22 protein-coding genes are annotated in these 24,391 nt (G+C 44.5%); 14 read left to right on the top strand and 8 right to left on the bottom strand.

Annotated features, from left to right (window positions below; all coding sequences use genetic code 11):
• Positions 1-99 precede the first annotated feature (99 nt).
• From murI to QO189_RS12755, 3 genes are all read left to right on the top strand, one after another.
• Complete coding sequence (murI, locus tag QO189_RS12765; protein WP_371533010.1) at positions 100-1,098, top strand: glutamate racemase; 999 nt, start codon at positions 100-102, stop codon at positions 1,096-1,098.
• A 165-nt stretch (positions 1,099-1,263) separates the two neighbouring features.
• Positions 1,264-2,277 (top strand): DUF4062 domain-containing protein, encoded by a 1,014-nt coding sequence (locus tag QO189_RS12760; RefSeq protein WP_371533009.1) that lies wholly within the window; start codon positions 1,264-1,266, stop codon positions 2,275-2,277.
• Between the two features lie 236 nt (positions 2,278-2,513).
• Positions 2,514-2,813 (top strand): hypothetical protein, encoded by a 300-nt coding sequence (locus QO189_RS12755; protein WP_114701879.1) that lies wholly within the window; start codon positions 2,514-2,516, stop codon positions 2,811-2,813.
• Between the two features lie 120 nt (positions 2,814-2,933).
• Here QO189_RS12755 and QO189_RS12750 read toward each other — a convergent pair whose 3' ends face one another.
• From QO189_RS12750 to msrA, 4 genes are all read right to left on the bottom strand, one after another.
• Positions 2,934-4,394 carry a lytic murein transglycosylase gene (locus tag QO189_RS12750; RefSeq protein WP_371533008.1) on the bottom strand — a complete coding sequence of 487 codons (1,461 nt, stop codon included), beginning with the start codon at positions 4,392-4,394 and terminating at the stop codon, positions 2,934-2,936.
• Between the two features lie 239 nt (positions 4,395-4,633).
• Positions 4,634-5,347 carry a DUF1499 domain-containing protein gene (locus QO189_RS12745; protein ID WP_371533007.1) on the bottom strand — a complete coding sequence of 238 codons (714 nt, stop codon included), beginning with the start codon at positions 5,345-5,347 and terminating at the stop codon, positions 4,634-4,636.
• Positions 5,348-5,407: 60 nt separating this feature from the next.
• Positions 5,408-6,073, bottom strand: a complete 666-nt coding sequence (gene tmpT, locus QO189_RS12740) for a thiopurine S-methyltransferase (RefSeq protein ID WP_371533006.1) — start codon at positions 6,071-6,073, stop codon at positions 5,408-5,410.
• Between the two features lie 191 nt (positions 6,074-6,264).
• The gene (gene msrA, locus QO189_RS12735) at positions 6,265-6,786 is read right to left on the bottom strand and encodes a peptide-methionine (S)-S-oxide reductase MsrA (RefSeq protein WP_371533005.1); all 522 of its coding nucleotides are present in this window, start codon (positions 6,784-6,786) and stop codon (positions 6,265-6,267) included.
• Positions 6,787-7,010: 224 nt separating this feature from the next.
• On the opposite strand from msrA, the gene cmoA reads away from it, so the two are divergent.
• Genes cmoA through QO189_RS12720 form a run of 3 tightly spaced genes read left to right on the top strand, consistent with a single transcriptional unit; the run spans position 7,011 to position 10,048 of the window.
• A complete protein-coding gene (gene cmoA, locus QO189_RS12730) occupies positions 7,011-7,799 on the top strand; it encodes a carboxy-S-adenosyl-L-methionine synthase CmoA (RefSeq protein WP_371533004.1) in 789 nt (262 codons plus the stop codon).
• Positions 7,800-7,849: 50 nt separating this feature from the next.
• Positions 7,850-8,896: a tRNA 5-methoxyuridine(34)/uridine 5-oxyacetic acid(34) synthase CmoB gene (gene cmoB / locus QO189_RS12725; protein ID WP_371533003.1), complete on the top strand. Its 1,047-nt coding sequence runs from the start codon at positions 7,850-7,852 to the stop codon at positions 8,894-8,896.
• 33 nt (positions 8,897-8,929) lie between these two features.
• Positions 8,930-10,048, top strand: a complete 1,119-nt coding sequence (locus tag QO189_RS12720) for a DUF1176 domain-containing protein (protein ID WP_371533002.1) — start codon at positions 8,930-8,932, stop codon at positions 10,046-10,048.
• A gap of 35 nt (positions 10,049-10,083) precedes the next feature.
• Here the strand turns inward: QO189_RS12720 and QO189_RS12715 are convergent, their stop codons facing one another.
• Positions 10,084-10,302 carry a DUF2788 domain-containing protein gene (locus QO189_RS12715; RefSeq protein WP_057761830.1) on the bottom strand — a complete coding sequence of 73 codons (219 nt, stop codon included), beginning with the start codon at positions 10,300-10,302 and terminating at the stop codon, positions 10,084-10,086.
• A 443-nt stretch (positions 10,303-10,745) separates the two neighbouring features.
• On the opposite strand from QO189_RS12715, the gene argS reads away from it, so the two are divergent.
• The 3 genes from argS to QO189_RS12700 all read left to right on the top strand — a co-directional run bounded on the left by argS (position 10,746) and on the right by QO189_RS12700 (position 14,715).
• Entirely contained in the window at positions 10,746-12,575 is a 1,830-nt protein-coding gene (gene argS / locus QO189_RS12710) for an arginine--tRNA ligase (RefSeq protein WP_371533001.1), read from the top strand.
• Between the two features lie 87 nt (positions 12,576-12,662).
• Positions 12,663-13,481 carry an SPOR domain-containing protein gene (locus QO189_RS12705; protein ID WP_371533000.1) on the top strand — a complete coding sequence of 273 codons (819 nt, stop codon included), beginning with the start codon at positions 12,663-12,665 and terminating at the stop codon, positions 13,479-13,481.
• A gap of 139 nt (positions 13,482-13,620) precedes the next feature.
• Positions 13,621-14,715, top strand: a complete 1,095-nt coding sequence (locus QO189_RS12700; protein ID WP_371532999.1) for a PTS transporter subunit IIC — start codon at positions 13,621-13,623, stop codon at positions 14,713-14,715.
• A 144-nt stretch (positions 14,716-14,859) separates the two neighbouring features.
• On the opposite strand, the gene QO189_RS12695 is transcribed toward QO189_RS12700, so the two are convergent.
• From QO189_RS12695 to clpP, 3 genes are all read right to left on the bottom strand, one after another.
• Complete coding sequence (locus QO189_RS12695) at positions 14,860-15,876, bottom strand: SDR family NAD(P)-dependent oxidoreductase (protein WP_371532998.1); 1,017 nt, start codon at positions 15,874-15,876, stop codon at positions 14,860-14,862.
• 342 nt (positions 15,877-16,218) lie between these two features.
• Positions 16,219-17,493: an ATP-dependent protease ATP-binding subunit ClpX gene (clpX, locus tag QO189_RS12690; protein ID WP_238039034.1), complete on the bottom strand. Its 1,275-nt coding sequence runs from the start codon at positions 17,491-17,493 to the stop codon at positions 16,219-16,221.
• Positions 17,494-17,687: 194 nt separating this feature from the next.
• On the bottom strand, positions 17,688-18,314 hold the full coding sequence (clpP, locus tag QO189_RS12685; RefSeq protein ID WP_269117322.1) for an ATP-dependent Clp endopeptidase proteolytic subunit ClpP: 627 nt from the start codon (positions 18,312-18,314) through the stop codon (positions 17,688-17,690).
• 816 nt (positions 18,315-19,130) lie between these two features.
• On the opposite strand from clpP, the gene QO189_RS12680 reads away from it, so the two are divergent.
• The 5 genes from QO189_RS12680 (at position 19,131) to QO189_RS12660 (ending at position 24,371) form a co-directional block, all read left to right on the top strand.
• Positions 19,131-20,156: an urease accessory protein UreD gene (locus QO189_RS12680; RefSeq protein ID WP_371532997.1), complete on the top strand. Its 1,026-nt coding sequence runs from the start codon at positions 19,131-19,133 to the stop codon at positions 20,154-20,156.
• A gap of 79 nt (positions 20,157-20,235) precedes the next feature.
• Positions 20,236-20,538 carry an urease subunit gamma gene (gene ureA / locus QO189_RS12675; RefSeq protein ID WP_057761815.1) on the top strand — a complete coding sequence of 101 codons (303 nt, stop codon included), beginning with the start codon at positions 20,236-20,238 and terminating at the stop codon, positions 20,536-20,538.
• A 45-nt stretch (positions 20,539-20,583) separates the two neighbouring features.
• Positions 20,584-22,767 carry an urease subunit alpha gene (ureC, locus tag QO189_RS12670; protein WP_371532996.1) on the top strand — a complete coding sequence of 728 codons (2,184 nt, stop codon included), beginning with the start codon at positions 20,584-20,586 and terminating at the stop codon, positions 22,765-22,767.
• 184 nt (positions 22,768-22,951) lie between these two features.
• On the top strand, positions 22,952-23,587 hold the full coding sequence (gene ureE / locus QO189_RS12665; protein WP_371532995.1) for an urease accessory protein UreE: 636 nt from the start codon (positions 22,952-22,954) through the stop codon (positions 23,585-23,587).
• Complete coding sequence (locus tag QO189_RS12660) at positions 23,577-24,371, top strand: urease accessory protein UreF (RefSeq protein WP_371532994.1); 795 nt, start codon at positions 23,577-23,579, stop codon at positions 24,369-24,371. Before ureE ends, QO189_RS12660 begins: the two co-directional genes overlap by 11 nt.
• Positions 24,372-24,391 lie beyond the last annotated feature (20 nt).

The raw sequence follows: 24,391 nt of genomic DNA, 5'->3' as shown, positions 1-24,391 counted from the left end.
ATGCCATGATATGGATAAGCTACAAGATATTTATTGGGATAACGAGAGACATAAGCGGCGTGAAGATAATATGTATACAAAAATGGCGGTAGCGTAGAGATGGCTATTACTGCAAATCACATGATGAAAGTGACGACAATGCGAGCAAATGTTTTGGATGGTAACACTTTCAGAAGTCCTGCCATTCATAAAGCAAATATCCATTCGATGGCTATCGATACGGCCGCGAGTAATACCGCTCGCAGTGCCCCCATTGGGTTGTTTGACTCCGGCGTTGGTGGCTTATCGGTCTATCTGCATTTAGCCCAGCAACTACCCAATGAGCGCTATATATATTACGCTGATACCTTAAATGTTCCTTATGGCAATCGTGATAGTGAAGATATCGAAGCGCTTACTTTAAAAGCAATAGAATGGTTATATCAACAAGGCTGCAAGCTCATTGTTATCGCTTGTAATAGCGCATCAGCTTATGCTTTGGACACAGCAAGAAAATGTTATCCGCAATTACCTATCGTGGGCTTGGTGCCTGCTTTAAAGCCTGCTGTATTGGCAAGTAAAAGTGGACATGTGGCAGTATTGGCTACTAAAGCCACTTTAAATGGGTCATTACTCAATGATGTCATTGCCAGTTTTGCCAATCCTAATAGCACAGTGGTTACCAAGTATTTTGATCCACAACTGGTGCCTTGGGTAGAGGCTGGCATGCCAGTTGAAGATGAGACGGCTCAGCGTCTACGCCAACAGCTACGGGCATTTGCTAACGAGGGTATTGACCAGCTAGTGCTCGGCTGTACACATTATCCATTTTTTAAATCGTTTTTATTAGACGAAATTGCACAGCAGCAGTTATCGATACAGGTGGTTGACTCTGGGCAAGCAATCGCTGAGCGAGTCAAGCAGCTATTGGTCGCAAATCAGATGTCAGCCACTCTTGACAATGAGACAAGTACTCAGGATTTGAGTACGATTAATAAGACAAATGTTGATATCAAACTGCCATTAACTTTCCATGCTACCAAATATAGTGATAGACTAAGCGCTTTGATTGAGCGTTTACTTGGTAAAGAGACGGTATTGCAATACTATCCTGAGTAATTGTTAGTAAAGTTATTTGCGTCAATACCTTGCCTACAGCATGGATTTGATTAAAATAGACTAAATGCATTTTTGTAAGACTAATCAAGACTACGCCAAACAAGATATTTGTGCTCTATTTCATCTCATGCCCTTTTATGCCGCAACCTAAGCTCAGAGGTAATCGTGCCACATCGCCGCTATCATATTCATGTTATATGTGCTGACAACGATCAATTATTGGTGTTGGACAGCGTAGCGATATTTTTTCAGGCGCGAGCGTTTTTGACTTATGACGTGTCCAGTAAGCTGCCAAAAGCCTCGCTATATGGTCGACAATGCATTGATTCTTGTGATTATGCGTTGATGATCATTGGAGACAGCTATGGGACAGTACAAAAGACAGGGGTTAGCCAGATGCATTTGAGTTATCTGAATGCCAAAGCCAAACTCAAGCCGCTACTGATCTTAGTCAAAAATCACTATCAAGAGGCTGGTATCAGTCGCCAATTACAAGAGCTTGTCAAACTAGTATCTAAGCAAGACAATCAAATATATTATTACGATACAGAGGACGATATCGAAGCGTTACTCGTACAAGCCTACTACAACGCAGTAGCCAGTCATAAAGTTACAGGTGGCTGGGTGAGAGCGACCGAGGAGATGATTAAGTTTAGTAATCAAACCATCGCTGAAAGGTTTGCGGATCTCTTATCTAAGAATAAGAATATAAACATAAATACCAAGAAGGAAAGTTCTGTTGATGAGGATTTTGGGGCTGACAATGTTAGCAAGCCGATTATATTGACAGAGACTTTTGAGATTCAGTACAGTGCCCAAGCTTATGAAGGTGGGAACTTAAAAGATGTCACTAGAAGCATAACGCTATCTTGGCAAGAAATATTAGCGGCTTTAGTAAAAATACCGTCTACATTTTCGAGCTATGGGCTACAAAATGCTATTAATCGCCTGATCGCTCCAAAAGCTGAGATAGATATCAAAAACGATATGCCAAATGTTCACGCTGTCTCACGCTGCCAAATCTCTCAAGATGATCTCAATCACTTACAGCGTCAGCTGGTAAGCGCAAATTGGATACAATTGACGACCTACGGTACGCGTTTGTCACAAGAGCTTTGGAAGCTCACGTTTTATGCAAAAAACTTATTAGAAAATGAGAATTCTCAAACGTCTGAATGAGGTCAACCCTCATGACTGCCACCCTTTAATATCATCAAAAATCATCTGCAAAAATGCTCACGGTGACCATGACTACGTTTTGTAATACAAAGCATACGCGGCAATGGTTGTGAATCCGCTCAAGACTCGTGATAATAAGAACCATCAGATACTGATCTTATTTAGACAAAAAATTGTATTAAAATTAAAAATGCATAAAACGTACTACAATATTGACCGATTAAGGAGAGCACACAATGAGTAACGCTAAAAATGATGAGTTATTAAGAGAGCTTGATGGTCTAGAGAAAAGCATGCATGACGCTGATCAATTTCATACGCTAGAAGAACAAGTGGCAGATATGAAACGCCGCGGTATTGATCCAAGCCAAGCTTATAAGGATTTGGATAGAAAAGCAGAAGATGAAGACTGGGGTGATGCGACTTGGAAAGAAAATGGCAAGTGGGAGCCAAAAACGGCTGCTGATCTAGACGATAACGCCCGTGAAAACTGGGACGGTGACAACGGTAAGCCAAACCCGCCACCTATTGTCTAAATCTTTCTTTAAATATCGATATGATAGGTGAAGGTCTTCACTAGGCATCAAACATTAAAAAGCCACGCTAATCATAGCGTGGCTTTTTAATGATTTACGATAGGACTATTCGGTACATTATTATGACCCTTCGTCAATGCGAACTAGCTTGATCGTACCATCGGCACTAGCAACACGGCGATAACGCGTATTGGTAGAGGTTGAAGGGCTTACCGATGGTTGAGAAGAATAGCTATTAGGCGTAGTGGTCTGTTGCTGAATCAGTTGTCCCATGCGATCGGCAGGCGCAGTGTTCAAAGGTCGGCTATTTGCTGGCTGACCGTACTGGACTTGACTTGGTGCTGCATTACCAACGATAGCACGATAGAACTTTTGGCCTGCGCGTCCATCTGCTGGGAAAATGCCACGACTAGATTGGTATTGCTGGATAGCGGTACGGGTATTGTCCCCAATAATGCCATCAACACCGCCAATATCATACCCTGCATTTAGCAAGGCTTGCTGAATATCTTTTGCTTGTTGGCGACTGATACCAGGATCGTCTGTTGGCCAAGCGGTGATAAAATCCGTTTTGCTACTGTCTTCACGAGTGATCAAATCTGATAAATGGGCGATAGCCAAGGCATAATTTTCTGAGGCGTTGTACGAGTAGAACGTATCAAAGTTTTTACCGACCAAAAATGCAGGACCATCGACACCAGCAGGTAGCAATAAACCCGCATTACTCAAGTCGTAAGGCAGCGGACTGCCGTTAGCCAGCGTTAGACCTTGATTGCGCCAGTGGCTGATAGACTTTTTGTCTTTGCGGTTAGAAGCCGCCCAAAATCCATCAGGTAGTTTGACCTCGTAACCCCAAGGCTCGCCCGTACGATAACCACGTTTGTCCAAGAAATTTGCAGTAGAGGCGAGCGCATCAGGCACGCTATTAACGAGGTCACGACGACCATCACCATCACCATCCACTGCCAACTCTAAAAACGTACTGGGCATAAACTGTGTCTGCCCAAACGCACCCGCCCATGATCCTGTCATGTCATTAGGTGCGATATCGCCGTTTTGTACAATTTTTAGCGCATTGGCATACTCACCTTGGAAATAGCTTTGACGACGATCAAAGCAAGACAACGTTGCCAAAGATTCAAACAATGGTTTTTTACCCAGTGTCTGACCAAAGTTAGACTCCACGCCCCATACCCCAAGTACATGCTCTGCTTTTACCCCGTAACGCGATTCGATTTGACGTAGGGTATCGCGCCATTGACGCTTGGCACGGATACCATCTTCGACACGCTCTTTGTCGACTAGCGCTGAGAGATAATCCCAGACATCTTTTTGAAACTCTGGCTGATAGTTGAGCGACTGAATGACGCTAGGATCAGGCTGACTTGGACGATAATTATTAAAAGTATAGCTGTTTACATCGCTAAATTTACTCGAGTTTTTTAGACCATCCAAACATTGCTGAAATTCGCTATTGGATAGATCCGGTGCTGGTGGCTGTGCAGCTTGAGCGGTGCTAGCGAGACTAATGCCGACCGCAACACTAAGCAGCGACAAGGTAGAGAAGGGAGTCAAACGCATGAAAATATCCTATAAACATCAAAGTGGTTATTGAAAGAAAAAAGCAAAAGGTAAAAAAACGATATTAACGTAGAGTAACCAATCTAAACAGTAAAGAAAAGCTGTCGAAGTACTAAGATTATGAATGGTTACGATAAATTGACGATGGCGTGAGGTTGGGAGAGTATTTTGTTGAGCTAAAAGTTCAAAGCGCTAGAAAGTATTTAAATTTCAGAGCTTTTCTAGCAAATAGAACCTATCTACTTAGCTAATACATTATCCAACTCTTTAATAAAGCCATGAATCCGTGCAGCATTTTTACCCAAGTCGCTACCACCAATCCGCGACTTACTACGTATATCGACTAAGCGTTCATTCTCGTTATCCGTGACACGTACGACGACATCGTCTTTAAAACCGAACCAAGCAGTGGTGTCCGTCGCTTCTACAATGCCTTTGTCTGTATCAATATTGACTAACTCCCAGCCCAAGTTCTCAATGGCTTGTGTGGTTGCCGCAATCAATTCAGGTTGCGTTTGGTCATAGCGTAATGTCTGTAGGTCAGGATAGCCGATTCGCTGTTGCTCTGCGGTCTCGATACCATCGTAAGCTGCTGGATTGGGTGCATCAGCGCGTAGTGGGGCAATCGCCACAAATGCAGGTGGGTTCACCAAGTCGGTCGAGATATCATGGATGGGCGGCACGTTTTTGGCGGTATTCATCATGCTAAGCGGTATGGCAATGGCAGTGATAGCAAGCACTGCCGAGATTAACGCGCTACCAATGCTCGCCGTATTTCGTTTAAACAATAGCTGTATGGCTAGTAGTACCAATGCCGCAATACCAGCAAACAACCCAAATTTAAACCCTGCAAATGCAGTCGCTAAATCAATCACGTCAAACTTATAGAGTGGCCCGGCGAGCGCGACCAGTAAGACAGCGATCAAACTTATTAAACCAACGAATATTTTCATTTCACTTTTTCCTTGTGATTGAGTACCAACTCATCGCTGCGTAAACCAATTCTTTATTGCTTATTTCAATAGCCAAATATGCTCTGTGACTTTTAGATCAGGTGCAGATCCTATAGAGGCGGGTTCACTTGCTAGCTCACAGAGCTGATAGTGACTGCCATAATATTGCTGCACTTGCTCATGATTGATAGAGAAGGGCGGCCCATCTTTTTTGCTTTGATCGTAATTAAGTGTTATTAGCAATTGTGGCGCATTGTCGCTAACTTTACGTATCTGTGCGCTATAGTCGGGACGCATATCAGCTGGCAGGGCTATCAACGCTGCTTTGTCATATATCGCATCGATAGTACCAATATCTGTAGATGTTAGCGCAAAGATATCAGCGACCCAGAGTGTAATAGTTCGCTGCTCCTCACCGTCTACTAACTGACCTTGGTAGCATTTAATATCTGGGTTTTCTGCATGCTGAGATACGGTAGGCTGGATATTTTGTTCAGCGAAGAATGCTTGCACCGCCGTCTCAACCAACTCAACGCCCACTACATCATACCCTTGTGCCGCGAGCCAAACCATATCGATAGATTTGCCGCAAAGAGGAACAAAGATGCGGCTACCTGCTGCTAAATCTAAGTGATCAATATACTCAGTTAATAATGGATTAACAGCTGACTGATTAAAACCAATGCGCTTTTCTTGCCAGCGTTTGTGCCAAAACTCAGGGTTCATGCGGTGACCTCTCATTATGATTGTTTATATAAAGGATTTTTACTGTAAATATTGATCAGTGATACTCAAAGAGTGAACAGCAATAAAAAGCCAAACACCTATATGATAAGTGTTTGGCTTAGATATTTAACTAGTATCGACCATCATGTCAAATGTATTCTGAGCGAATCATACATTATTTAATCTATCATTTAGCTTACCATGTACTTGCTAAATTCTTTGCGCAATTTGGCGAGTTTTGGTGGTATCGCAAAGTTGCAATAAGCCTGTCCTGGGTTTCTGTTAAAGAAGTCTTGATGCGCATCTTCTGCTTGGTAAAACTCAACGGCAGGATGTACTTCTGTGACAACATTAACGCCCATGTCACGCAGTTTATTGATCGTGCGGTCGACCGTTGGCTTCTGGTCTTCCTCGGTATAAAAGACCACGCTGCGATACTGACTGCCAACGTCATTGCCCTGACGATCCATCGTGGTGGGATCATGCGTGGCAAAAAATACGTCGAGGATGACTTCTAACGGAACAGTCGTCTCATCAAATTCGACTTTAATGACTTCGACGTGTCCAGTGTCACCACCGCATACGGCTTCATAGTTGGCTGATACCGCATCACCGCCCATATAGCCTGAAACGACAGACTGCACGCCTTTTACGGATAAAAATACGGATTCGGTGCACCAAAAGCAGCCACCGCCTAATACGATTGTTTGCATAATTTTTTCCTATTTTTATAAATATAAAATCATCGTTGTTTGTCTAAGTGTTATCTATCAAACAATGTCGTTTAGCTTAGCAGGGCATCTGGTGGCGATAAGTAACAAACAGTAATGTTATAATGGGCTTTTGCTACGTTGATTTGCTATCGATGAATAGCGCGAGCAAAACTGCCAAGTACTTTTTTATTTACGTTCTATTATCACAGAATACGAGTCGCCCCATGAGCCAATCCCAGCCTGCCATTATCAAACATGATACCCTTTTTGATAAACCGTTTACCACGCCATTAGATAAAGCGGCGCGTTTTTCTTTTGATGAGCAAGTGGTGGCTTGTTTCCCTGATATGATTCGTCGTAGCGTACCCGGTTATGGTCAGGTATTGGCTATGCTGCCCATCTTTGCCCGTCGTCACTGCAAGTATCGCCAGCAGAGCGATAATGGTCAACGCGTTAGCCGTGTTTATGACTTGGGCTGCTCGCTTGGTGCCGCCAGTATGACGCTGGCTGGCGAGTTTGATCCGCAAGATTTGCAGATCAAAGCCATTGATATTTCGCCCGCGATGACGACCGAAGCCACGACGTTATTGAGTGACAACTATCCTGAGCATGATATCGAAGTCATCACTGCAGACATTCGCGACGTTGAGCTTGAGCCATGCGACATGGTGATTTTGAACTTGACGCTACAGTTTTTACCAGCAGCCGATAGAGTCGCGGTCTTAGAGAAGATTTATGCGGCCTTGAGCGAAGGCGGCATACTGGTATTAACTGAAAAAACCCATGCCTTTGATGAGCAATACGATGCGTGGTTGGTTGAGCGTTATTATGATTTTAAACGTGCCAATGGCTATACCGAAATGGAAATCAGTGGCAAACGTAATGCGTTAGAGAATGTGCTGATTACGGATACGTTAGATGAGCATCATGCACGGCTTGATCACGTTGGCTTTAAGCGTCATCTAACGTGGTTTCAGTTTTTAAACTTTGTCTCTATTGTGGCGTTTAAATAATCCTTACTTTTAACACAGTTATTTCTTAATCATTACGGTAACCTGCTTTTATGCTCAACGACACTATCTTCCACGCCGAACGCGAACTATATTTAACCCTATTAGAACTATCTCAGCAGTATCCAAGCGCTTACGAATGGCTGACTCGACTACCAACATGGTTAAATGACATCAAGGACAAAGCCAACTACGCGCATGCCCCGGCTTACCAAGCGTCAGTCGCTCGTTTACCAAGTTTGACGGTCAATCACGTCGATCTAAACAGCGATACATTGACGATTGAGGCAAGTCTAAATGAGTCTCAGCGCAAACAAACAACGGCGTTATTAAAGCAGCTGATGCCGTGGCGTAAAGGCCCATTTCAGATTGGCGATGATGAGTCAGGTATTAAGATTGATACTGAGTGGCATAGTGATTGGAAATGGCAACGTGTTGCGCCGCATTTAAGTAGATTGGACGGTCGCCGCGTATTGGATGTCGGCGGCGGCTCTGGTTATCACGGCTGGCGTATGGCTGGCGCAGGGGCAGATACCGTCATTGTCATTGATCCATCGTGCTTGTTTTACCATCAGTTTATGGCGATTCGTCATTTTGTTGGTGCCGCAGATGCTCATACTCATGCTCATGAGACGGGCCGCTATCGTACGCATTATATTCCTGTGCCACTTGAAGCATTGCCCGAGCACAGTCAGTTGTTTGACACCGTATTTAGCATGGGCGTGCTGTATCATCGTCAGTCACCATTCGAGCATTTGCAGCAGCTTAAAGGCCAACTTATCAAAGGCGGTGAGCTGGTGCTTGAGACGTTAGTTATCGAAGGTGATGCCAATACGGTACTGGTGCCGCATGACCGTTATGCGCAGATGAATAATGTCTATTTTTTACCATCGGTAGCGGCATTAATTGGCTGGCTAGAAAAAGCGGGATTCTCAGATGTACGCTGCGTGGATGTCGCCGTCACCTCAATAGAGGAACAACGAAAAACCGAATGGATGACCTATCATTCGTTAGCTGATTTTTTAGATCCTAATGATGCCACAAAGACTATTGAAGGCTATCCTGCACCCATGCGTGCAACCTTGATTGCAAAAAAATAGCGTTGACTAGAATAACAATACAAGGAAAGAATAATGAAAGTATCATCTGCTCTAATGCTGGCTACGATCGGTTCGCTCTCGCTACCTGCTATGGCAGGATACGGCACACCGTCTGAAGGCTGGGGCTTTGTACAAGACGACTGGCAAGTGGTTTGCGATAATACGCGAACGTGCCGAGTGGCTGGCTATTCAAGTGACGCCTCAATAGATAAGCCTGCCTCAGTGCTATTTACCATATCGCCAAAAGTAGCGCTGCCAAAGGCACAAATTCAGCTGGCATCAAAAGCGTCCAAAGATAAGGCTGAGCTCTGGTTAAATAATAAAAACTATGGGACATTGCAGCCCGCTGGAAGTGACGCTGCGTTATATGATCTATCTACTAAGCAAACACAAGCAATTATCGATAAGGCTCGTATCAACAATAAGATAGAAGTCAGAGCGGGTAACAATCGCTGGCGTATCAGCGACAAAGGGATATCATCGGTATTGCTCAAGCTCGATGATGTGCAGGGCCGAGTAGGGACATCGATGGCATTGATCAGCAAAACCCAGCGCAATCAACAAACGCCAAAAGCGGCATTGCCAATTCCCACCATCAATAAAGCATTTGCGTATTCGGCAAAAGATAAAAAGACGCTTGCCCCATCAAAACTTAAATACTTTCAGCAAAATATAAATAAATGGGTCGACATTGACTCCAAGCAGCTCATCGGATCTGGAAATACGATGGGTGACTGTGAGCTGGTCAATCCAAAAACGGAAATATACCAACGGATGTCAGAGTATGGTTCTACTATGCTTGGTTGGGACTTTATACCAGTAGATAAAGCGCATACGTTAGCCACGCATCTCTGCTGGTCAGGCCCTTACAACTCAAGCACGGGTTATTGGCTCATTAATAACGACAAGCCTAGCACTCCTATGCTCATTACGACAGCAGGTAATGAGTATGATGCAGGTGACATCCGCGCCGCTAACAAAGATCGCGGCATCGGTGATTGCTGGAATAGTGCGACATGGACGTGGAATGGTAAAACGTTCGTTAAGAGCGCAGAGGCGAGCACAGGATTGTGTCGCGGTTTTGCTGGTGGGGCATGGGATCTACCCACCTATGTGAGTAAAGTCATAGACAGTAATGGTAAGGCTCATTAAGAAATCTTTGGAGCTCAATGACGAAAAATGGCTGATTATATCAGCCATTTTTTGAAAGCGACTTCCATGACTATCTTAAGGATGAAGCCAACAGAGCCTGCGCCAAGGGCCAAAAAGATCCAAAAGGTACCCGCGCGCCCAGCATCAGACTTTTTAGAGATATCCCACATAATAAAGAATAAGAAAGCGATGAATATCGGCAGTAAGACGTATAAGCCCCAACTGGTGACCGTACTGGCAGCAATAGCAAACATAGCATAATCCTATAGGGTAATAACGCGTCTTCTATGGCGTAAAAGCGTTATAGAAGCGCAATATAAACCATCATTATAACGTGTAAGCAGTTGCGTATAAACGACTGCTCAGTATCGGGCAACAGGAACGCTACAATTGACAAAGTCATTCGCTTATCAATGTTATATTATTTTTACCAGATGTATTTCACTAAGCATCAGCAAACGAGCGAACAAAATTTATATTAATCCCAATTATCAATCTTAGTTGTCATAACGGTAAGATTTTAGTGCTAATTTTGGCGCAAATGGTGCAATAAAGCGCAAAGATTGTTATATTTACAGATTACTTATCTTTTTGCATTATTTTATCCCTGCAATGTCGGTCGACATTATAATAAGCAGTTATCGACTGCTCGCATTCGCACCGTTTTTGTTGTTTATTTAACTGAGTTCAAATCCCTATGTCACAAGCCCAAATTGATACGCTTGCATCCCTATTCAATGATGCGATTCAAACCCTACAAGCAGATGGTACGCTACCAAGCGACTGGCAGAATAACAGTCAAATCACGCGTACTAAAGACCTTAGCCACGGTGATTTTGCTAGCAATATCGCACTGACGGCGGCCAGAGCTGCTAAGGCCAATCCGCGTCAACTCGCTGAAAAGATCGTCAGCGCGCTGCCTGAGAATCAAGACATTCGCCAAGTAGAAATCGCCGGTCCTGGGTTTATTAACGTATTTTTAAATTCGGAAGCTAAGTTTTCGGTATTAGACGATATCTTTAACTTACAAGATCGTTTTGGTCTGAGTAATCAGTTTGATGGTCAAAAGGTACAAGTCGAGTTTGTCTCTGCCAATCCGACCTCAAGTCTGCATGTCGGTCACGGACGCGGTGCTGCGTTTGGTATGAGTGTATCAAACTTGCTAGAAGCCATTGGTTACGACGTCACTCGCGAGTACTATGTCAATGACGCGGGTCGCCAAATGGACATCTTAGCAACCAGTACCTATTTGCGTTATCTAGAGCTAAATGGTGAGCAGATCACGTTCCCAGTCAACGGCTATCAAGGCGATTATGTCAGTGATATCGCGCAGACCCTAAAAACGCAACATGGCGATAGTTATGTACACGAGTTTGCACAGGTTGCCAAGGATGCGCCAGTTGACGCTCAGTTTGAGATCAATGCTGATGGCGAAAAAACGCTCATCTCAGGTGACAAAGAAGCGCATATTGATGGCTTGATTGCGAATAGCAAAGCCTTGCTTGGTGATAGCTACGCGCTATTTTTGAATGCGGCGTTAAGCAGTATTTTGGCGGATATCAAAGATGATTTGAATGACTTTGGTGTGAGCTACGAGTGCTGGTTCAGTGAAAGATCGATTGATAGCGAGATTGAGCCTGTCTTACAAATACTCGATGACAAAGGTTACTTGTACGAAAAAGACGGTAATATCTGGTTTAAATCGACCGATTTTGGTGATGAAAAAGACCGCGTGGTTCGCCGCGCTAATGGTCAGTCGACGTATTTTGCCTCGGATATCGCTTATCATAAAAACAAGTTCGATCGCGGTTTTGATAAAGTGATCAACGTATGGGGCGCTGACCACCACGGTTATGTCCCACGCGTAAAAGCGGCTCTATTGGCTTTAGGAATCGATGCCGATCGTTTAGACGTGGTGCTGGTACAGTTTGTGGCGTTATGGCGCGGCAGTGAAAAAGTACAGATGTCTTCACGCTCAGGTCAGTTCGTTACTTTGCGTGACTTGCGTGCAGAAGTCGGCAATGATGCGGCGCGTTTTTACTATGTCGCGCGCAAGCCTGAAGTGCACATTGATTTTGATTTAGAGCTTGCCAAATCACAAAGCAAAGACAATCAAGTATATTATATTCAGTATGCTCATGCGCGCGTTTGCCGCGTATTAGAAAAACTGGCAACCTATGATTTGGCAGCAGATGATGCTGTTGGTTTGGCACATCAAGACCTGCTTAGCGCGCCAAATGAAGATGAGTTGATTAAACTATTAGCAGGTTATCCAGCGACACTATTACGTGCAGCGACTGGCTACGAGCCGCATGTCTTGACCAACTACTTAAAAGAGCTTGCTGCGTTGTTCCATGGCTGGTATGACACCAATCGCATTTTGCCTGTGAGTCTCACGTCAGGTGAAACACCAAGCTCAGATGAGATGGCATTGATGCAAGCACGTTTGCGTTTGTCCAAAGCAGTACGGCAGGTATTGGCGAACGGCCTTGGTCTGCTTGGCTTGTCTGCACCTTCTGCTATGTAGTAATGTTCTAACATGTGACATGAGTATAGACAGCCAATAGCATTAATTCGATGATGACCGTTAAATTGAGTAGGGAGAACGAGATCCATGCTAGCCAAAAAACCGAAAGGCGCAACAGAAAAGCGCAAATCAAGTAGCGTATCGGGCTTATTGTGGATGTTTGTTGGGGCTGTATTGACCCTTATGATCGGGGTATTTATCTACCTTTCACCATTATTTAACTTTAGTCCCGCTGATGGTAGCGCCGAGAACGATCCTGATCGGCAGGTGCAGCCGCGCGTGGATACTGATACCGATAATGGCGATTATGAATTCTACGATATTTTGCCCAATCAAGAGATGGCAACCATTCCTGATGAAGATATCGCTGAGATTGATAACGATCAGATAGGAGATATTGGCGCGTTCGAGCCGGATGTCGTCGTGACCCAGCCGGATGGTACGGCAGCTAATGGTATAGATAATGCTGGTAGCTTTGGTGATGCGGAAAATCCTACAGGCGAGGCCAGTGGCGGTAGTAATACCGCTGCGGGCGACGATATCGTTGTTGTTGAAGAGGACGCAACCTATGATGGCACGCCACCGGCTAACACAAGTAGTTCTACAAACCGCAGTAACAATGCAGGAGCAGGAGCAGGAACGGCAAGTATTCAAGCTGCCAAACCTGCTGCGACCTATATTTTGCAGATCAATAGCTTTAGTGATGCAGATGAAGCAGATCGTCGCCGAGCGCAAGTGCTGATGGCGGGTGTTGATGCCAGAGTAGTCAAAAACACGACAGGCAATGGCCTACCGATCTATCAGGTAATCTCGCGTCCGTTAAATAACCGTCAGGCAGTGACAACAGCACAGCAGCGCTTACAGAACAACGGTATTGACTCTATTATCGTTGAACAGCGTCGCTAGATTTAGATTCAATCGTCTTGAGTAGCTGTATGTATAAATAAGAAAGAAAGCGTCGTCATGACGCTTTTTTTATCTCTTGATTTTATCAAATGCTTTCTAGCTGTTTTATCCTATCAAAACATCCATTAAGAGTATGGTTATGACCGTATCTAACTCAGTAACACCGCAAGCAGGCGTTATCAAAGCATTCTTTCAAAAATACTTTATCGATGCCTTTACGGGTATGGCTTTAGGGCTATTTGTCACACTAATTGCTGGCTTGATTATCTCGCAAATCGGTGGCTGGTTAGATTTGCCAGCATTGGTCGCGGTCGGTAAGCTTGCTTCAATATTGATGGGTGCTGGCATCGGGGTGGGTATCGCTTATTATTTAAAAGCGCCAACACTCGTGATGCTTAGCTGCCTCGTAGCAGGTATGCTGGGTGCGCATTCTGAAGCATTGATGGCAGGGACGTTATTTACGCCGCAAGTGGGTGGCCCTGCGACCTTTGTAGCACTGCCAGGCAATCCAATTGGTGCTTATCTGACGTCTGTATTCGCTTATCGCGCTGGTACGTGGATCGCAGGCAAGACTAAGCTCGATATTTTATTAGTGCCCTTAGCAGTGTGTGGTATCGCGCTATTGGTCTGTGCGCTACTTAATCCGCCTGTCGTTGCGGCAGTTAATGCAATTGGGCAAGGGATTCACGCGGCGACTGAGCTACAGCCATTGCTGATGGGTATCGTGATTGCAGTCGTCGTTGGTATCTTATTGACGCTACCGACATCAAGCGCCGCTATTTGTATTGCCATTGGCCTTGGTGGTTTGGCGGGCGGTGCCGCAGTTGTTGGCTGTGCGGCGCATATGATTGGTTTTGCCGTCGCAAGTTTCAAAGACAATGGCGTTAGTGGTGTCATTTCTCAGGGTTTGGGAACCAGCATGCTGCAAATCCCTAATGTGCTGAAAAAGCCATTAGTTCTACTACCTGCCGTTATTGCGAGCGCGATCGTTGGCCCTATCGCGACTGTCGGGTTTGGTTTGGCGTGTACAGCGACAGGGGCTGGTATGGGAACCGCTGGTTTGGTTGGTGTGTTCGGTGTCATTGAAGCATCACAAAAAATCATGAGTACGACTCAATTATGGATAGCGATTATTCTTCTGATGTTTGTATTGCCTGCAGTGATTGCAGGTTTAGTTGCTTACATCATGCGCCGCATGGGCTGGCTAGTTGCTGGTGATATGAAGCTGCCTTAATAGCTCGATTTCAATTTTAAAAGAACTATTAACGGCCTTATAAATACTGTTTGTTAAAAAAGCTCAGCTACGCTCATAGCTGGGCTTTTTTACATGAATTATCTGTTCTGGCTGATACTACAAAATATCTATAATAATGATCAGTTATGTAGCTGACTTTGATCTTTTATGACGACGTGGTTTTAGTTTGCGCGATAACTGAGTAATGTCGTTTATCACCTCACTATAATGTGATGGGAATACCCGCTGAATGGCATCAACCATTTTGGCATCATTCCCAATTAAGCAACGCTGCTGATTGGTCGCAGCGGCATGTAGAATAATCCAAGCCGCTTCGCTGGCATCGAATTTCAACAGTTTATTGAAGCTTCTAATGGCTTTGTCACCAGTAGGCATACCTACTGTACTGGTACTATCATTGCCACGTGCGCTATTGGCAATATTGGTTTTGATGCCACCTGGATGGATACAGGTCGCTGATACACCGCATTTCTGAATGTTAAGCTCTTGACGCAAGCTCTCTGTGAAGCCGCGTACCGCAAACTTACTGGCATTATAAGCAGAGTAAGAAGGCTGAGCGGTCAAACCAAACAGGCTGGAGATATTGATAACATGACCATGTTCTGTAAACTGGCGGGGTTGATCGTGTTGATTATCACTCGTCACTTCGCTTTGTTTGACGCTATTTTTGATCAACGGCAAAAACGCTTTGGTGCCATAAACCACGCCCCAAAAATTGATATCCATTACCCATTCAAGCTCTTCAATACTAGCGCCCTCTATCGTCGATGAGAACGCCACGCCTGCATTGTTAAAGATGAAATTGACTTTACCATGATCGCTCATCACGCTATCCGCCCATGCTTGCATAGCGTCATTGTCTGAGACATCGAGCACGGTTGTTGTTGCTTGAATGTCATAACCAACCAGCATCTCTTTGGTTCGTGCCAGTTGCTCTGCATTAATATCAGACAGCGCCACATGACAACCCATTTTTGCCAAATGAAGCGCAAGCTCGCGTCCCATACCAGAACCTGCACCAGTAATAGCGGCGACATGATTTTGGTAATAAGGCGCAATATCATTATCTTGTTCGCTGGGTGTATAAAAGGGCAGGTGCTGACGTAATGAGGACGCCATCGTGGTTATATTGTTAAGCATAATAAACAATCCTTTGTATTATTAAGAGTGGGTATTCATTGGTGCCATAGACGGTGGCATACAGCAGTAGAATAAAGGTCGCAATAGACTATCTACATTAGCATGATTAATCATGAGGTCTACTTGCGATTGATAAACGCTACTGTCATTTTGTGATAAGGAGCGTCAATTATTTCTAGAGCTCTATGCTGTTAAGTGTTATTGAAATATAAAAATTAATCGAATTTTTGATAAATAATTTAGGCAATCCATAGACATAAAAAAAGCGCCATGGCTTATAAAGCCAGACGCTTTTTCGAATAACTCATTACTAATAATGAGTCATCTAAGTCTCATTATGCATTAAGCAATTTTAGGGATTTTACCTTCGTTGATGACTTCTGCATCAACCATAACGGTCTTGGCATTTTCCATAGAAGGCAGCTCGTACATGGTCTCAAGCAAGGCGTTTTCTACGATAGAACGTAGACCGCGCGCGCCAGTTTTACGCTCCATGGCTTTTTTGGCAATGGCATCAAGTGCTTCTTGCGTAAAGCTAATCTCAGCACCTTCCATATCGAACAAATACTTGTACTGTTTGACCAGTGCGTTCTTAGGTTCGGTCAGGATTTGGACTAAGGCTTCTTCATCAAGCTCTTTTAGCGCAGCAAGTACAGGTAGACGACCGATCAGCTCAGGAATCAAACCAAATTTGATCAAATCTTCTGGCTCAACTTCTTGTAGCAAGTCTGAGCTACGACGGCTGTCGTCTTTTGAGCTAACATCAGCGTTAAAACCGATACCGCCTTTTTCTGTACGTTGCTGAATGACTTTATCCAGTCCAGCAAACGCGCCGCCGACGATAATTAGGATGTTGCTGGTATCAACTTGGATCAGCTCTTGCTGTGGATGCTTACGACCACCGTGCGGCGGGATGGCAGCAACCGTACCTTCGATCAGCTTTAGTAATGCTTGCTGTACACCTTCGCCCGATACATCACGGGTGATCGATGGGTTATCACCTTTTTTACTGATTTTGTCGATCTCATCAATATAGATGATACCTTGCTCAGCTTTGGCCACATCGTAGTCAGACGCTTGTAATAGCTTTTGTACGATGTTCTCGACGTCTTCACCCACATAACCTGCTTCGGTTAAGGTGGTAGCATCGGCCATTGCAAACGGCACATCAAGCAAACGAGCCAAGGTTTGCGCTAGCAATGTCTTACCAGAACCAGTCGGACCGATCAGTAAGATATTACTTTTTGCCAATTCTACCATGGCATCATCAGCGCCAATTTTGGCTTTTTTGCTGTCATTTGCGAGTGTTTGGCTAACTTTTAAACGTTTGTAATGATTATAGACGGCAACGGACAAGGCTTTTTTGGCAGCGTCCTGACCGATTACATACTCATCAAGCTTGGCACGTAGCTCTTTTGGGGTTGGTAGCTTCTTATTGACCCAAGAGGTATCTATTTCGCTGTCATCATCGCTATATTCTGCGCTATCTGCGATTAGATCAGTACATAACTCGATACATTCGTTACAGATGTTGGCATCGTCAGCGGCAATCAGCTGCTGGACATCGCTTTTGGCTTTACCGCAAAATGAGCAATGCGGGGTATTATCTTCTGCCATAAAAGGCGCTCCTAAAGTTTAAAACTGGTTAGTCCATTTGCGGCATATCAATCACTTTATCGGTTAAATGCTTATCTCTTTTATTATTCGATAAGTCAGCTACGATAAATAAAGTGTTTTGCTGTACTGCAAATAGACTATAAATATTCTTATGATGACACTCTCAATTGAGAGGCATAGCGCTTATGCTTTGATTATAAAGAATCAGGACGACGTTCTAATACTTCGTCAACCAAACCGTATTCTTTGGCTTCTTGTGCATCTAACCAAAAATCGCGCTCGACGTCTTTTTCAATTTTTTCGAGTGGCTGACCAGTACGCTCAGACAAAATCTGGTTCAAGCGTGCGCGAGTTTTTAGAATCTCACGGGCATTGATCTCGATATCTGTCGCTTGACCTTGCGCGCCGCCGGATGGCTGGTGAATCATCACGCGAGCATTGGCGAGTGAGTAGCGTTTGCCCTTTTGACCAGCGGCCAATAAGAATGAGCCCATGCTATAAGCACCGCCCATACAGATGGTTGATACTTCTGGCTTGATGAAGTTCATGGTATCAAAGATCGCCAAACCTGCGCTTACTGAGCCGCCTGGTGAATTGATATACAAATGAATGTCTTTATCTGGGTTTTCAGCTTCTAAAAATAGCAGCTGCGCGACGATTAGATTGGCCATATGGTCTTCGACTTGACCTGTCAAAAAGATAACGCGCTCACGCAATAAGCGTGAAAAAATATCAAACGAGCGTTCACCGCGTGAAGACTGCTCAACAACCATTGGTACTAATGCCGCTTGTGTGGTTTGTACTTCTTTGTGCGCACTCATCAGCATATCAAAATGTGGGTTAGCAGTGATGCGTTCATAATCTGTCATAGAAGAGTCCTATCGATAAAGGTATAAAGTAAAAATAGCTTGAGTAATTTTATTGTCTAGTAGGTTTTGAGCTAATGGGTAGTTTATAGGGGGGCTACGCTCACTATTCAAGCCTATAAAACCCGTTTGTGCATAAAATAGGTGAAAAAGTGAGCATCCTATCTGTTTGGGCTTTTTACAAATCTAAAAGAATACAAAAGATAGATACTGACCCAAATATCCGCAAATCAGGTGCATGCTACTGAAGCTTATCCTGATATGGATATCATAGAGCAGTGTCTCACCATACTTTTTAACATAGAATACCTGATTAACCGCCTTGCAATCTACCTATCTTACTACTCAATTATGCAAATGATAGGTTATCAAAATAATCCCTAAGCGCATTTTACTCATAATTATTCTGATAAGTAGAAAGGGCAGCGTAAACTATTGTAATGATTGTCCAAGTTTAAATGCTAAAAAATGGTGCATATTATTGAAAAATGCCATATTTTGGTGCAAATCGATATGTATCTAAGAGCTATCAGAGGTAAAAGGCTGATTAAAAAATAGCTAAACCAGCTTTGTCGTGTTAGTAAGAAAAAATATACAGTCAAAACTAAAGTAAAATCATTATGTTGGATGTATAAGCTTACTTTGTGCAATAGCATGCACCTACAAGTTGGCATAATGATTGTATGGACAGTGAGATTAGCTGACTTTTTGGTCAGGAACTAGATTATCAGATCGTATCTAATGAGCAAAATGAGCAAATGAGTATATAAAATGAGTTGGGCTTCTTCTTTAACATTGAGTTTTGACACTGTTAAGCGCACAGATACTGCCAAAAGTACGGCTGCTACCGCTAAGACGCGGCTATCTCATCGTAAGCACACAGGCGCGCTTATGGTACAGCGTGCCCTATATCCTGAGCCACGTGTACAGCAAGGTATTTGTCATATATTGATGTTATATCCGCCAGCAGGTATCGCAGGCGGTGATACGCTGACGATAGAGTTGCATTTAGACAGTGGCAGCCATGCTGTTATCACCACACCTGGGGCTGGCAAGTGGTATGGTAAAGATAGTGTCAGCCAAAAATATAAAGCTCGGTTGGGCGACAACGACACGCACCAAAGTATGAGCCAAGACGAGATGGCTGCCTATGCAAGCCAACATCTACAAGCCAAACTCGGGGCACATACCCGTTTAGAATGGCTACCGCAAGAAAGTATTATCTATAATGAAGCCAATATGCATGCAATGAGCCGCTTTGATTTAGCTGATTCCTCTAGCTTGCTGACATGGGAGATCAGCGTATTTGGGCGGCAAGCTTACGACGAGCAGTTTTTGCAAGGGCGTTATCATACTGGATTAAATATCTACCGAAATGGTAAGGTTATCGTTGCTGAGCGAGTGGCACAGGCAGCACAAAGTCGCTGGTTTACCTCAAATTTAGGATTAGCGAACCAGCATATCTATGGATCGTTTTGGGCCGTGCCAAGTTTGAGCGACGTACATGATAATCGCGCATTGTCTGCATCTCAAACCACGCAATCAACTGAGACGGCATTCGCCACGACCAAACAGGCATTAACTCGTTATTTAGACAGTACCATCTTGGCCTTACGTCAAGCCATTGCTCAGGCACAATTGCCTGTCTACTGCACTCATAACGGTCAGGCAGTCAATATCCGCTATATTGGTTCAGATGTGCGCGGCTGTTTTGAAGCGTTTTATCAGCTGAGAGAAGTCTTGCGACATCATTGGTGGCAGCTTGAGCCTTGTCGTCCGCGTATTTGGGATACCTAAGTTTACGGTTTTTAATAACTAAGCGACATAACCTGCTGGTCTGCTATAACTTTTATAATAAATAAAATAAGGATTTTCCATGCATCTGACCCCAACAGAAAAAGACAAACTCATGCTATTTACAGCGGGTATGGTCGCTGAGCGCCGCAAAAATCGCGGTGTTAAGCTCAATTATCCTGAAGCCATCGCCTATATCAGTATGCTGCTGATGGAAGGCGCTAGAGATGGTAAGCGAGTTGCTGAATTGATGAGTGAAGGGGCTACCTATCTGTCTGCTGATGATGTTATGGAAGGTGTGGCAGAGATGGTCGATGAAGTGCAAATTGAGGCGACATTCCCTGATGGCACCAAACTGGTCACGGTACACAATCCCATCGTATAGTTCTGTCTATCACCGAAATGATTACTCCAAAATAGGGCGACTACCATGCAAGCAGGCGAATACCATATCCAAGATGGCGATATTATCTTAAACCAAGGACGAAAGGTACAGACCATCAGCGTCAGCAATACTGGTGATAGACCGATCCAAATCGGCTCGCATTATCATTTCTATGAGGTCAATGATGCTTTGAGTTTTGACAGAGAGCCGACCCGTGGTTTTCGCCTAAATATTATCTCTGGGACAGCAGTCCGTTTTGAGCCGGGGCAGTCGCGAGAAGTAGAATTGGTGGCTTATGCTGGCAAGCAGGAAGTGTACGGCTTCGCGGGTCGCGTCATGGGCGAAGTTCATTCAGACAAAATATCAGAGAGCACCACTGATAAAAAGGTAACCGCTACTTCGCAAAAGCGAGTAAGCCGTCGTATTTATGCTGAGCATTTTGGCCCGACTACCGGCGATAAAGTGCGTCTCGCTGATACTGAGCTTTGGCTACAAGTTGAGGCAGATTTAACCAGTCACACAGATAGGGATCAAACGCAGATGCCCCAAAGTGATGAAGGTATTAGTCAGAACACCGAGATAAAAGGTGAAGAAGTTAAATTTGGCGGTGGTAAAGTCATCCGTGATGGCATGGGACAAGGACAATTACTGGGTGCGGAAGTTGCCGATACGGTTATTACCAATGCATTGGTCGTTGACTATACAGGCATCTATAAAGCAGATATCGGTATCAAAGACGGTCGTATCAGTGCCATTGGCAAAGCGGGCAATCCTGATATCCAGCCTGCCATTGATATTCCTATTGGCGGCGCTACCGAAATCATCTCTGGCGAAGGCAAAATCCTCACAGCAGGTGGCGTCGATAGTCATATCCATTTTATCGCGCCCCAGCAGTGTGAGACGGCGCTTATGTCAGGGGTAACTACAATGCTGGGCGGCGGCACAGGGCCAGCTCAAGGAACGCTCGCCACCACCTGTACACCAGGGGCGTATCATATTGCATCGATGCTAAAGTCTACTGATAGCATTCCTATGAATATTGGACTACTGGGTAAAGGTAACGTAAGTGTACCAGAGCCCATTGCTGAACAAATCGAAGCAGGTGCCGTGGGGCTAAAGCTACATGAAGATTGGGGTACAACGCCGCAAGCCATCGATAACTGTTTGAGCGTCGCTGACGACTATGATGTGCAAGTGGCCATTCATACAGATACTTTAAATGAAAGTGGCTATCTTGAGAGCACACTAGGTGCATTTAAAAACCGCTGTATCCATACTTTTCATACTGAAGGGGCAGGTGGTGGCCATGCGCCCGATATTCTAAAGGCCATTGGCGAGTCTCACGTATTGCCATCCTCAACCAACCCAACTCGCCCTTATACCGTCAATACCATTGATGAGCATCTCGATATGCTAATGGTTTGTCATCACCTGAGCCCTGCTATCGCTGAAGATTTGGCCTTTGCTGAAAGCCGTATTCGTCAAGAAACCATCGCCGCAGAAGATATCTTGCATGATTTGGGCGCAATTTCTATGATGAGTAGTGACTCACAAGCGATGGGGCGAGTGGGTGAAGTAGTCATCCGCACTTGGCAAACCGCGCACAAAATGAAAGTTCAACGTGGTCATCTAGCGCCAGATGCAACAGCGCAAATAGAGTATGACGAGCAGCGCATTACCCTGACAGACTATGACCAAAGCGCGGACAACGATAACTTCCGCATTAAACGCTATATCGCAAAATATACGATCAATCCTGCGGTTACTCATGGTATTAGCGATATGGTTGGCTCCATCGAAGTGGGAAAATGGGCAGATATGGTGCTATGGTCGCCCAAGTTTTTTGGGGTAAAACCTGAATGCATCATCAAAGGTGGACTCATCGCTGCGGTACCGATGGGTGATATCAATGCCTCTATTCCTACTCCTCAGCCTGTACATTACCGTCCTATGTTTGCGACATATCCAAAATCGGTTGCCCAAACTAGCATTACCTTTATGTCGCAAGCGGCGATCGACAAACAAGTAGATAAGCAGCTTGGGTTGACCAAAGTTATTCAGCCAGTACATGGCATCCGTAAAATTCGTAAAAGCGATATGCGCTTTAACAGCTATTGCCCAGATATGGACATCAATCCTGAGACCTACGAGGTGCGTGCTGATGGCAAGACGCTCACTTGTGAGCCTGCTGATGTACTGCCGATGGCACAGCGTTATTTTTTATTTTAGAGCTTATGATGCACGTTTATAGGATCTCTAGGACAGACAGTGAGCCATAAACCATGTATGCCAATGGTCAGTTGGTTTCTTGAGTGATATCGTATCTTTATTCCAGATCGTGTCTTTATTCCCAACACTTTTACCATCAATACTATTGACCAATAGTTTGAGCAACAACAGCCAGAGAATAATAATGAAAATATTTAATACCCGTTTAAGTACGCTTAGCGATACCCAAAAAGCACAATTGGCAGAACAGTATCAAGCCGATGATTACCTGCTATTGGATTTTGATACCCGTCAGCATTCGCGCTTTAGAGCCATCACTGTTTCAGGTGAGGCAGTTGGTGTTGACTTGCCTCGTACAGGAGTATTAAAAGGCGATGATGTCCTTATCAATGAATCAGGGGAGCTGATGCAAGTCATCGCCAAGCCACAAGCCGTGACTAAGGTGACTGCTGCAGATGACTTTCTACTAATGAAGGGCGCTTATCACTTGGGCAACCGTCATGTGCCATTGATGTTTGACCACAGTTTTGATCAGGGTAATGCAGGCTATGCGCTGTATTTTGAAAACGATCATGTACTTGCGCAAATGTTAGAAAACCTTGGTTTGCATATTGAATCTACCTCAGTGCCATTTGAGCCTGAGACGGGTGCTTATCAAACGGGCCAGCATTCGCATAGTCACTCTCACTCCCATGCACACTCGCATAGTGACTCTCATAGTCATAAGAAAAGTCATAGCCATGATGAAAGCCACAGCCACGGACATCAACATAGCCATAGTCATCATGATGCGCCTGTAGGTCGTTCAAATGATGGTTAATACCAGTGTCCAGCCTACTGATTCACTCCAACTTGGACAGCTACTGATGCTGGCATCGAGCAATTTGCCAATTGGTAGCTATACCTATTCGCAAGGTGTGGAGTCAGCGATTGAGTCAGGGGTTGTCTCTGATGAAGCCAGTACGCTTACATTTATGCAAGACTATCTAGCGCTTGCGGTGATTGGCTATGAGCTGCCTGTATTAGGGCTGATAATGTGCGCGCTCAGCCAAGGTCATGAAGCGCTAGCGGCAAATCTGGCACATGACTATCATGCTGGTCTCGAGAGTAAAGAGTTTGTACTGGAGTCGCAGCAGTTGGCACAGGCGATGGTATCTTGGCTTAATGAAGTATTGAGTCTTGGTATACCTTCTGAGATACCTGAAGATGGATTTTTGCCGCTATTTGCTCATATTGCTCAGCATTGGCAACTGCCACTAGCGCAGTCGATGACTACCTATGGATTTGCTCAATTAGAGAATATGGTGCTCGCTGCTGTCAAGACAGTGCCGCTAGGGCAAATGGCGGGTCAGCGTATCTTATGGCAATTACAAAGTGATCTGGGGGCTGAGATTGATGCTCTAAGCGATGATGTACAACAGGCCTTTGATGCCTTAGTTATGTCGACAAACATGGCCAATACTGTAGGTAATAGTGAAGAGTCAGACTACCAACAGCTATGCCAAGACCTCTATGAATCACTTAATATCTCTAATAACTTGCCCAATTTGGCTATTCTTTCGAGTATGCACGAGGAGCAATACAGTCGGTTGTTCCGCTCATAATTTTATCTTTATTTCTATTT

Source organism: Psychrobacter sp. Arc29 (assembly GCF_041431175.1).
Classification (GTDB): Bacteria; Pseudomonadota; Gammaproteobacteria; order Pseudomonadales; family Moraxellaceae; genus Psychrobacter.
Note: the sequence above shows the minus strand (reverse complement) of the source record. Positions and strands in the feature narration are given on the sequence as shown.

Excerpts from the sequence above, each read along its gene's own strand:
- clpX (WP_238039034.1), bottom strand. The coding sequence starts at position 17,493 with ATGGCAGAAGATAATACCCCGCATTGCTCATTTTGCGGTAAAGCCAAA.
- cmoA (WP_371533004.1), top strand. The coding sequence starts at position 7,011 with ATGAGCCAATCCCAGCCTGCCATTATCAAACATGATACCCTTTTTGAT.
- tmpT (WP_371533006.1), bottom strand. The coding sequence starts at position 6,073 with ATGAACCCTGAGTTTTGGCACAAACGCTGGCAAGAAAAGCGCATTGGT.
- QO189_RS12700 (WP_371532999.1), top strand. The coding sequence starts at position 13,621 with ATGACCGTATCTAACTCAGTAACACCGCAAGCAGGCGTTATCAAAGCA.
- msrA (WP_371533005.1), bottom strand. The coding sequence starts at position 6,786 with ATGCAAACAATCGTATTAGGCGGTGGCTGCTTTTGGTGCACCGAATCC.
- cmoB (WP_371533003.1), top strand. The coding sequence starts at position 7,850 with ATGCTCAACGACACTATCTTCCACGCCGAACGCGAACTATATTTAACC.
- QO189_RS12720 (WP_371533002.1), top strand. The coding sequence starts at position 8,930 with ATGAAAGTATCATCTGCTCTAATGCTGGCTACGATCGGTTCGCTCTCG.
- QO189_RS12695 (WP_371532998.1), bottom strand. The coding sequence starts at position 15,876 with ATGCTTAACAATATAACCACGATGGCGTCCTCATTACGTCAGCACCTG.
- clpP (WP_269117322.1), bottom strand. The coding sequence starts at position 18,314 with ATGAGTGCGCACAAAGAAGTACAAACCACACAAGCGGCATTAGTACCA.
- QO189_RS12750 (WP_371533008.1), bottom strand. The coding sequence starts at position 4,394 with ATGCGTTTGACTCCCTTCTCTACCTTGTCGCTGCTTAGTGTTGCGGTC.
- ureE (WP_371532995.1), top strand. The coding sequence starts at position 22,952 with ATGAAAATATTTAATACCCGTTTAAGTACGCTTAGCGATACCCAAAAA.
- argS (WP_371533001.1), top strand. The coding sequence starts at position 10,746 with ATGTCACAAGCCCAAATTGATACGCTTGCATCCCTATTCAATGATGCG.
- QO189_RS12705 (WP_371533000.1), top strand. The coding sequence starts at position 12,663 with ATGCTAGCCAAAAAACCGAAAGGCGCAACAGAAAAGCGCAAATCAAGT.
- QO189_RS12755 (WP_114701879.1), top strand. The coding sequence starts at position 2,514 with ATGAGTAACGCTAAAAATGATGAGTTATTAAGAGAGCTTGATGGTCTA.
- QO189_RS12745 (WP_371533007.1), bottom strand. The coding sequence starts at position 5,347 with ATGAAAATATTCGTTGGTTTAATAAGTTTGATCGCTGTCTTACTGGTC.
- QO189_RS12680 (WP_371532997.1), top strand. The coding sequence starts at position 19,131 with ATGAGTTGGGCTTCTTCTTTAACATTGAGTTTTGACACTGTTAAGCGC.
- ureC (WP_371532996.1), top strand. The coding sequence starts at position 20,584 with ATGCAAGCAGGCGAATACCATATCCAAGATGGCGATATTATCTTAAAC.
- murI (WP_371533010.1), top strand. The coding sequence starts at position 100 with ATGGCTATTACTGCAAATCACATGATGAAAGTGACGACAATGCGAGCA.
- ureA (WP_057761815.1), top strand. The coding sequence starts at position 20,236 with ATGCATCTGACCCCAACAGAAAAAGACAAACTCATGCTATTTACAGCG.
- QO189_RS12715 (WP_057761830.1), bottom strand. The coding sequence starts at position 10,302 with ATGTTTGCTATTGCTGCCAGTACGGTCACCAGTTGGGGCTTATACGTC.
- QO189_RS12660 (WP_371532994.1), top strand. The coding sequence starts at position 23,577 with ATGATGGTTAATACCAGTGTCCAGCCTACTGATTCACTCCAACTTGGA.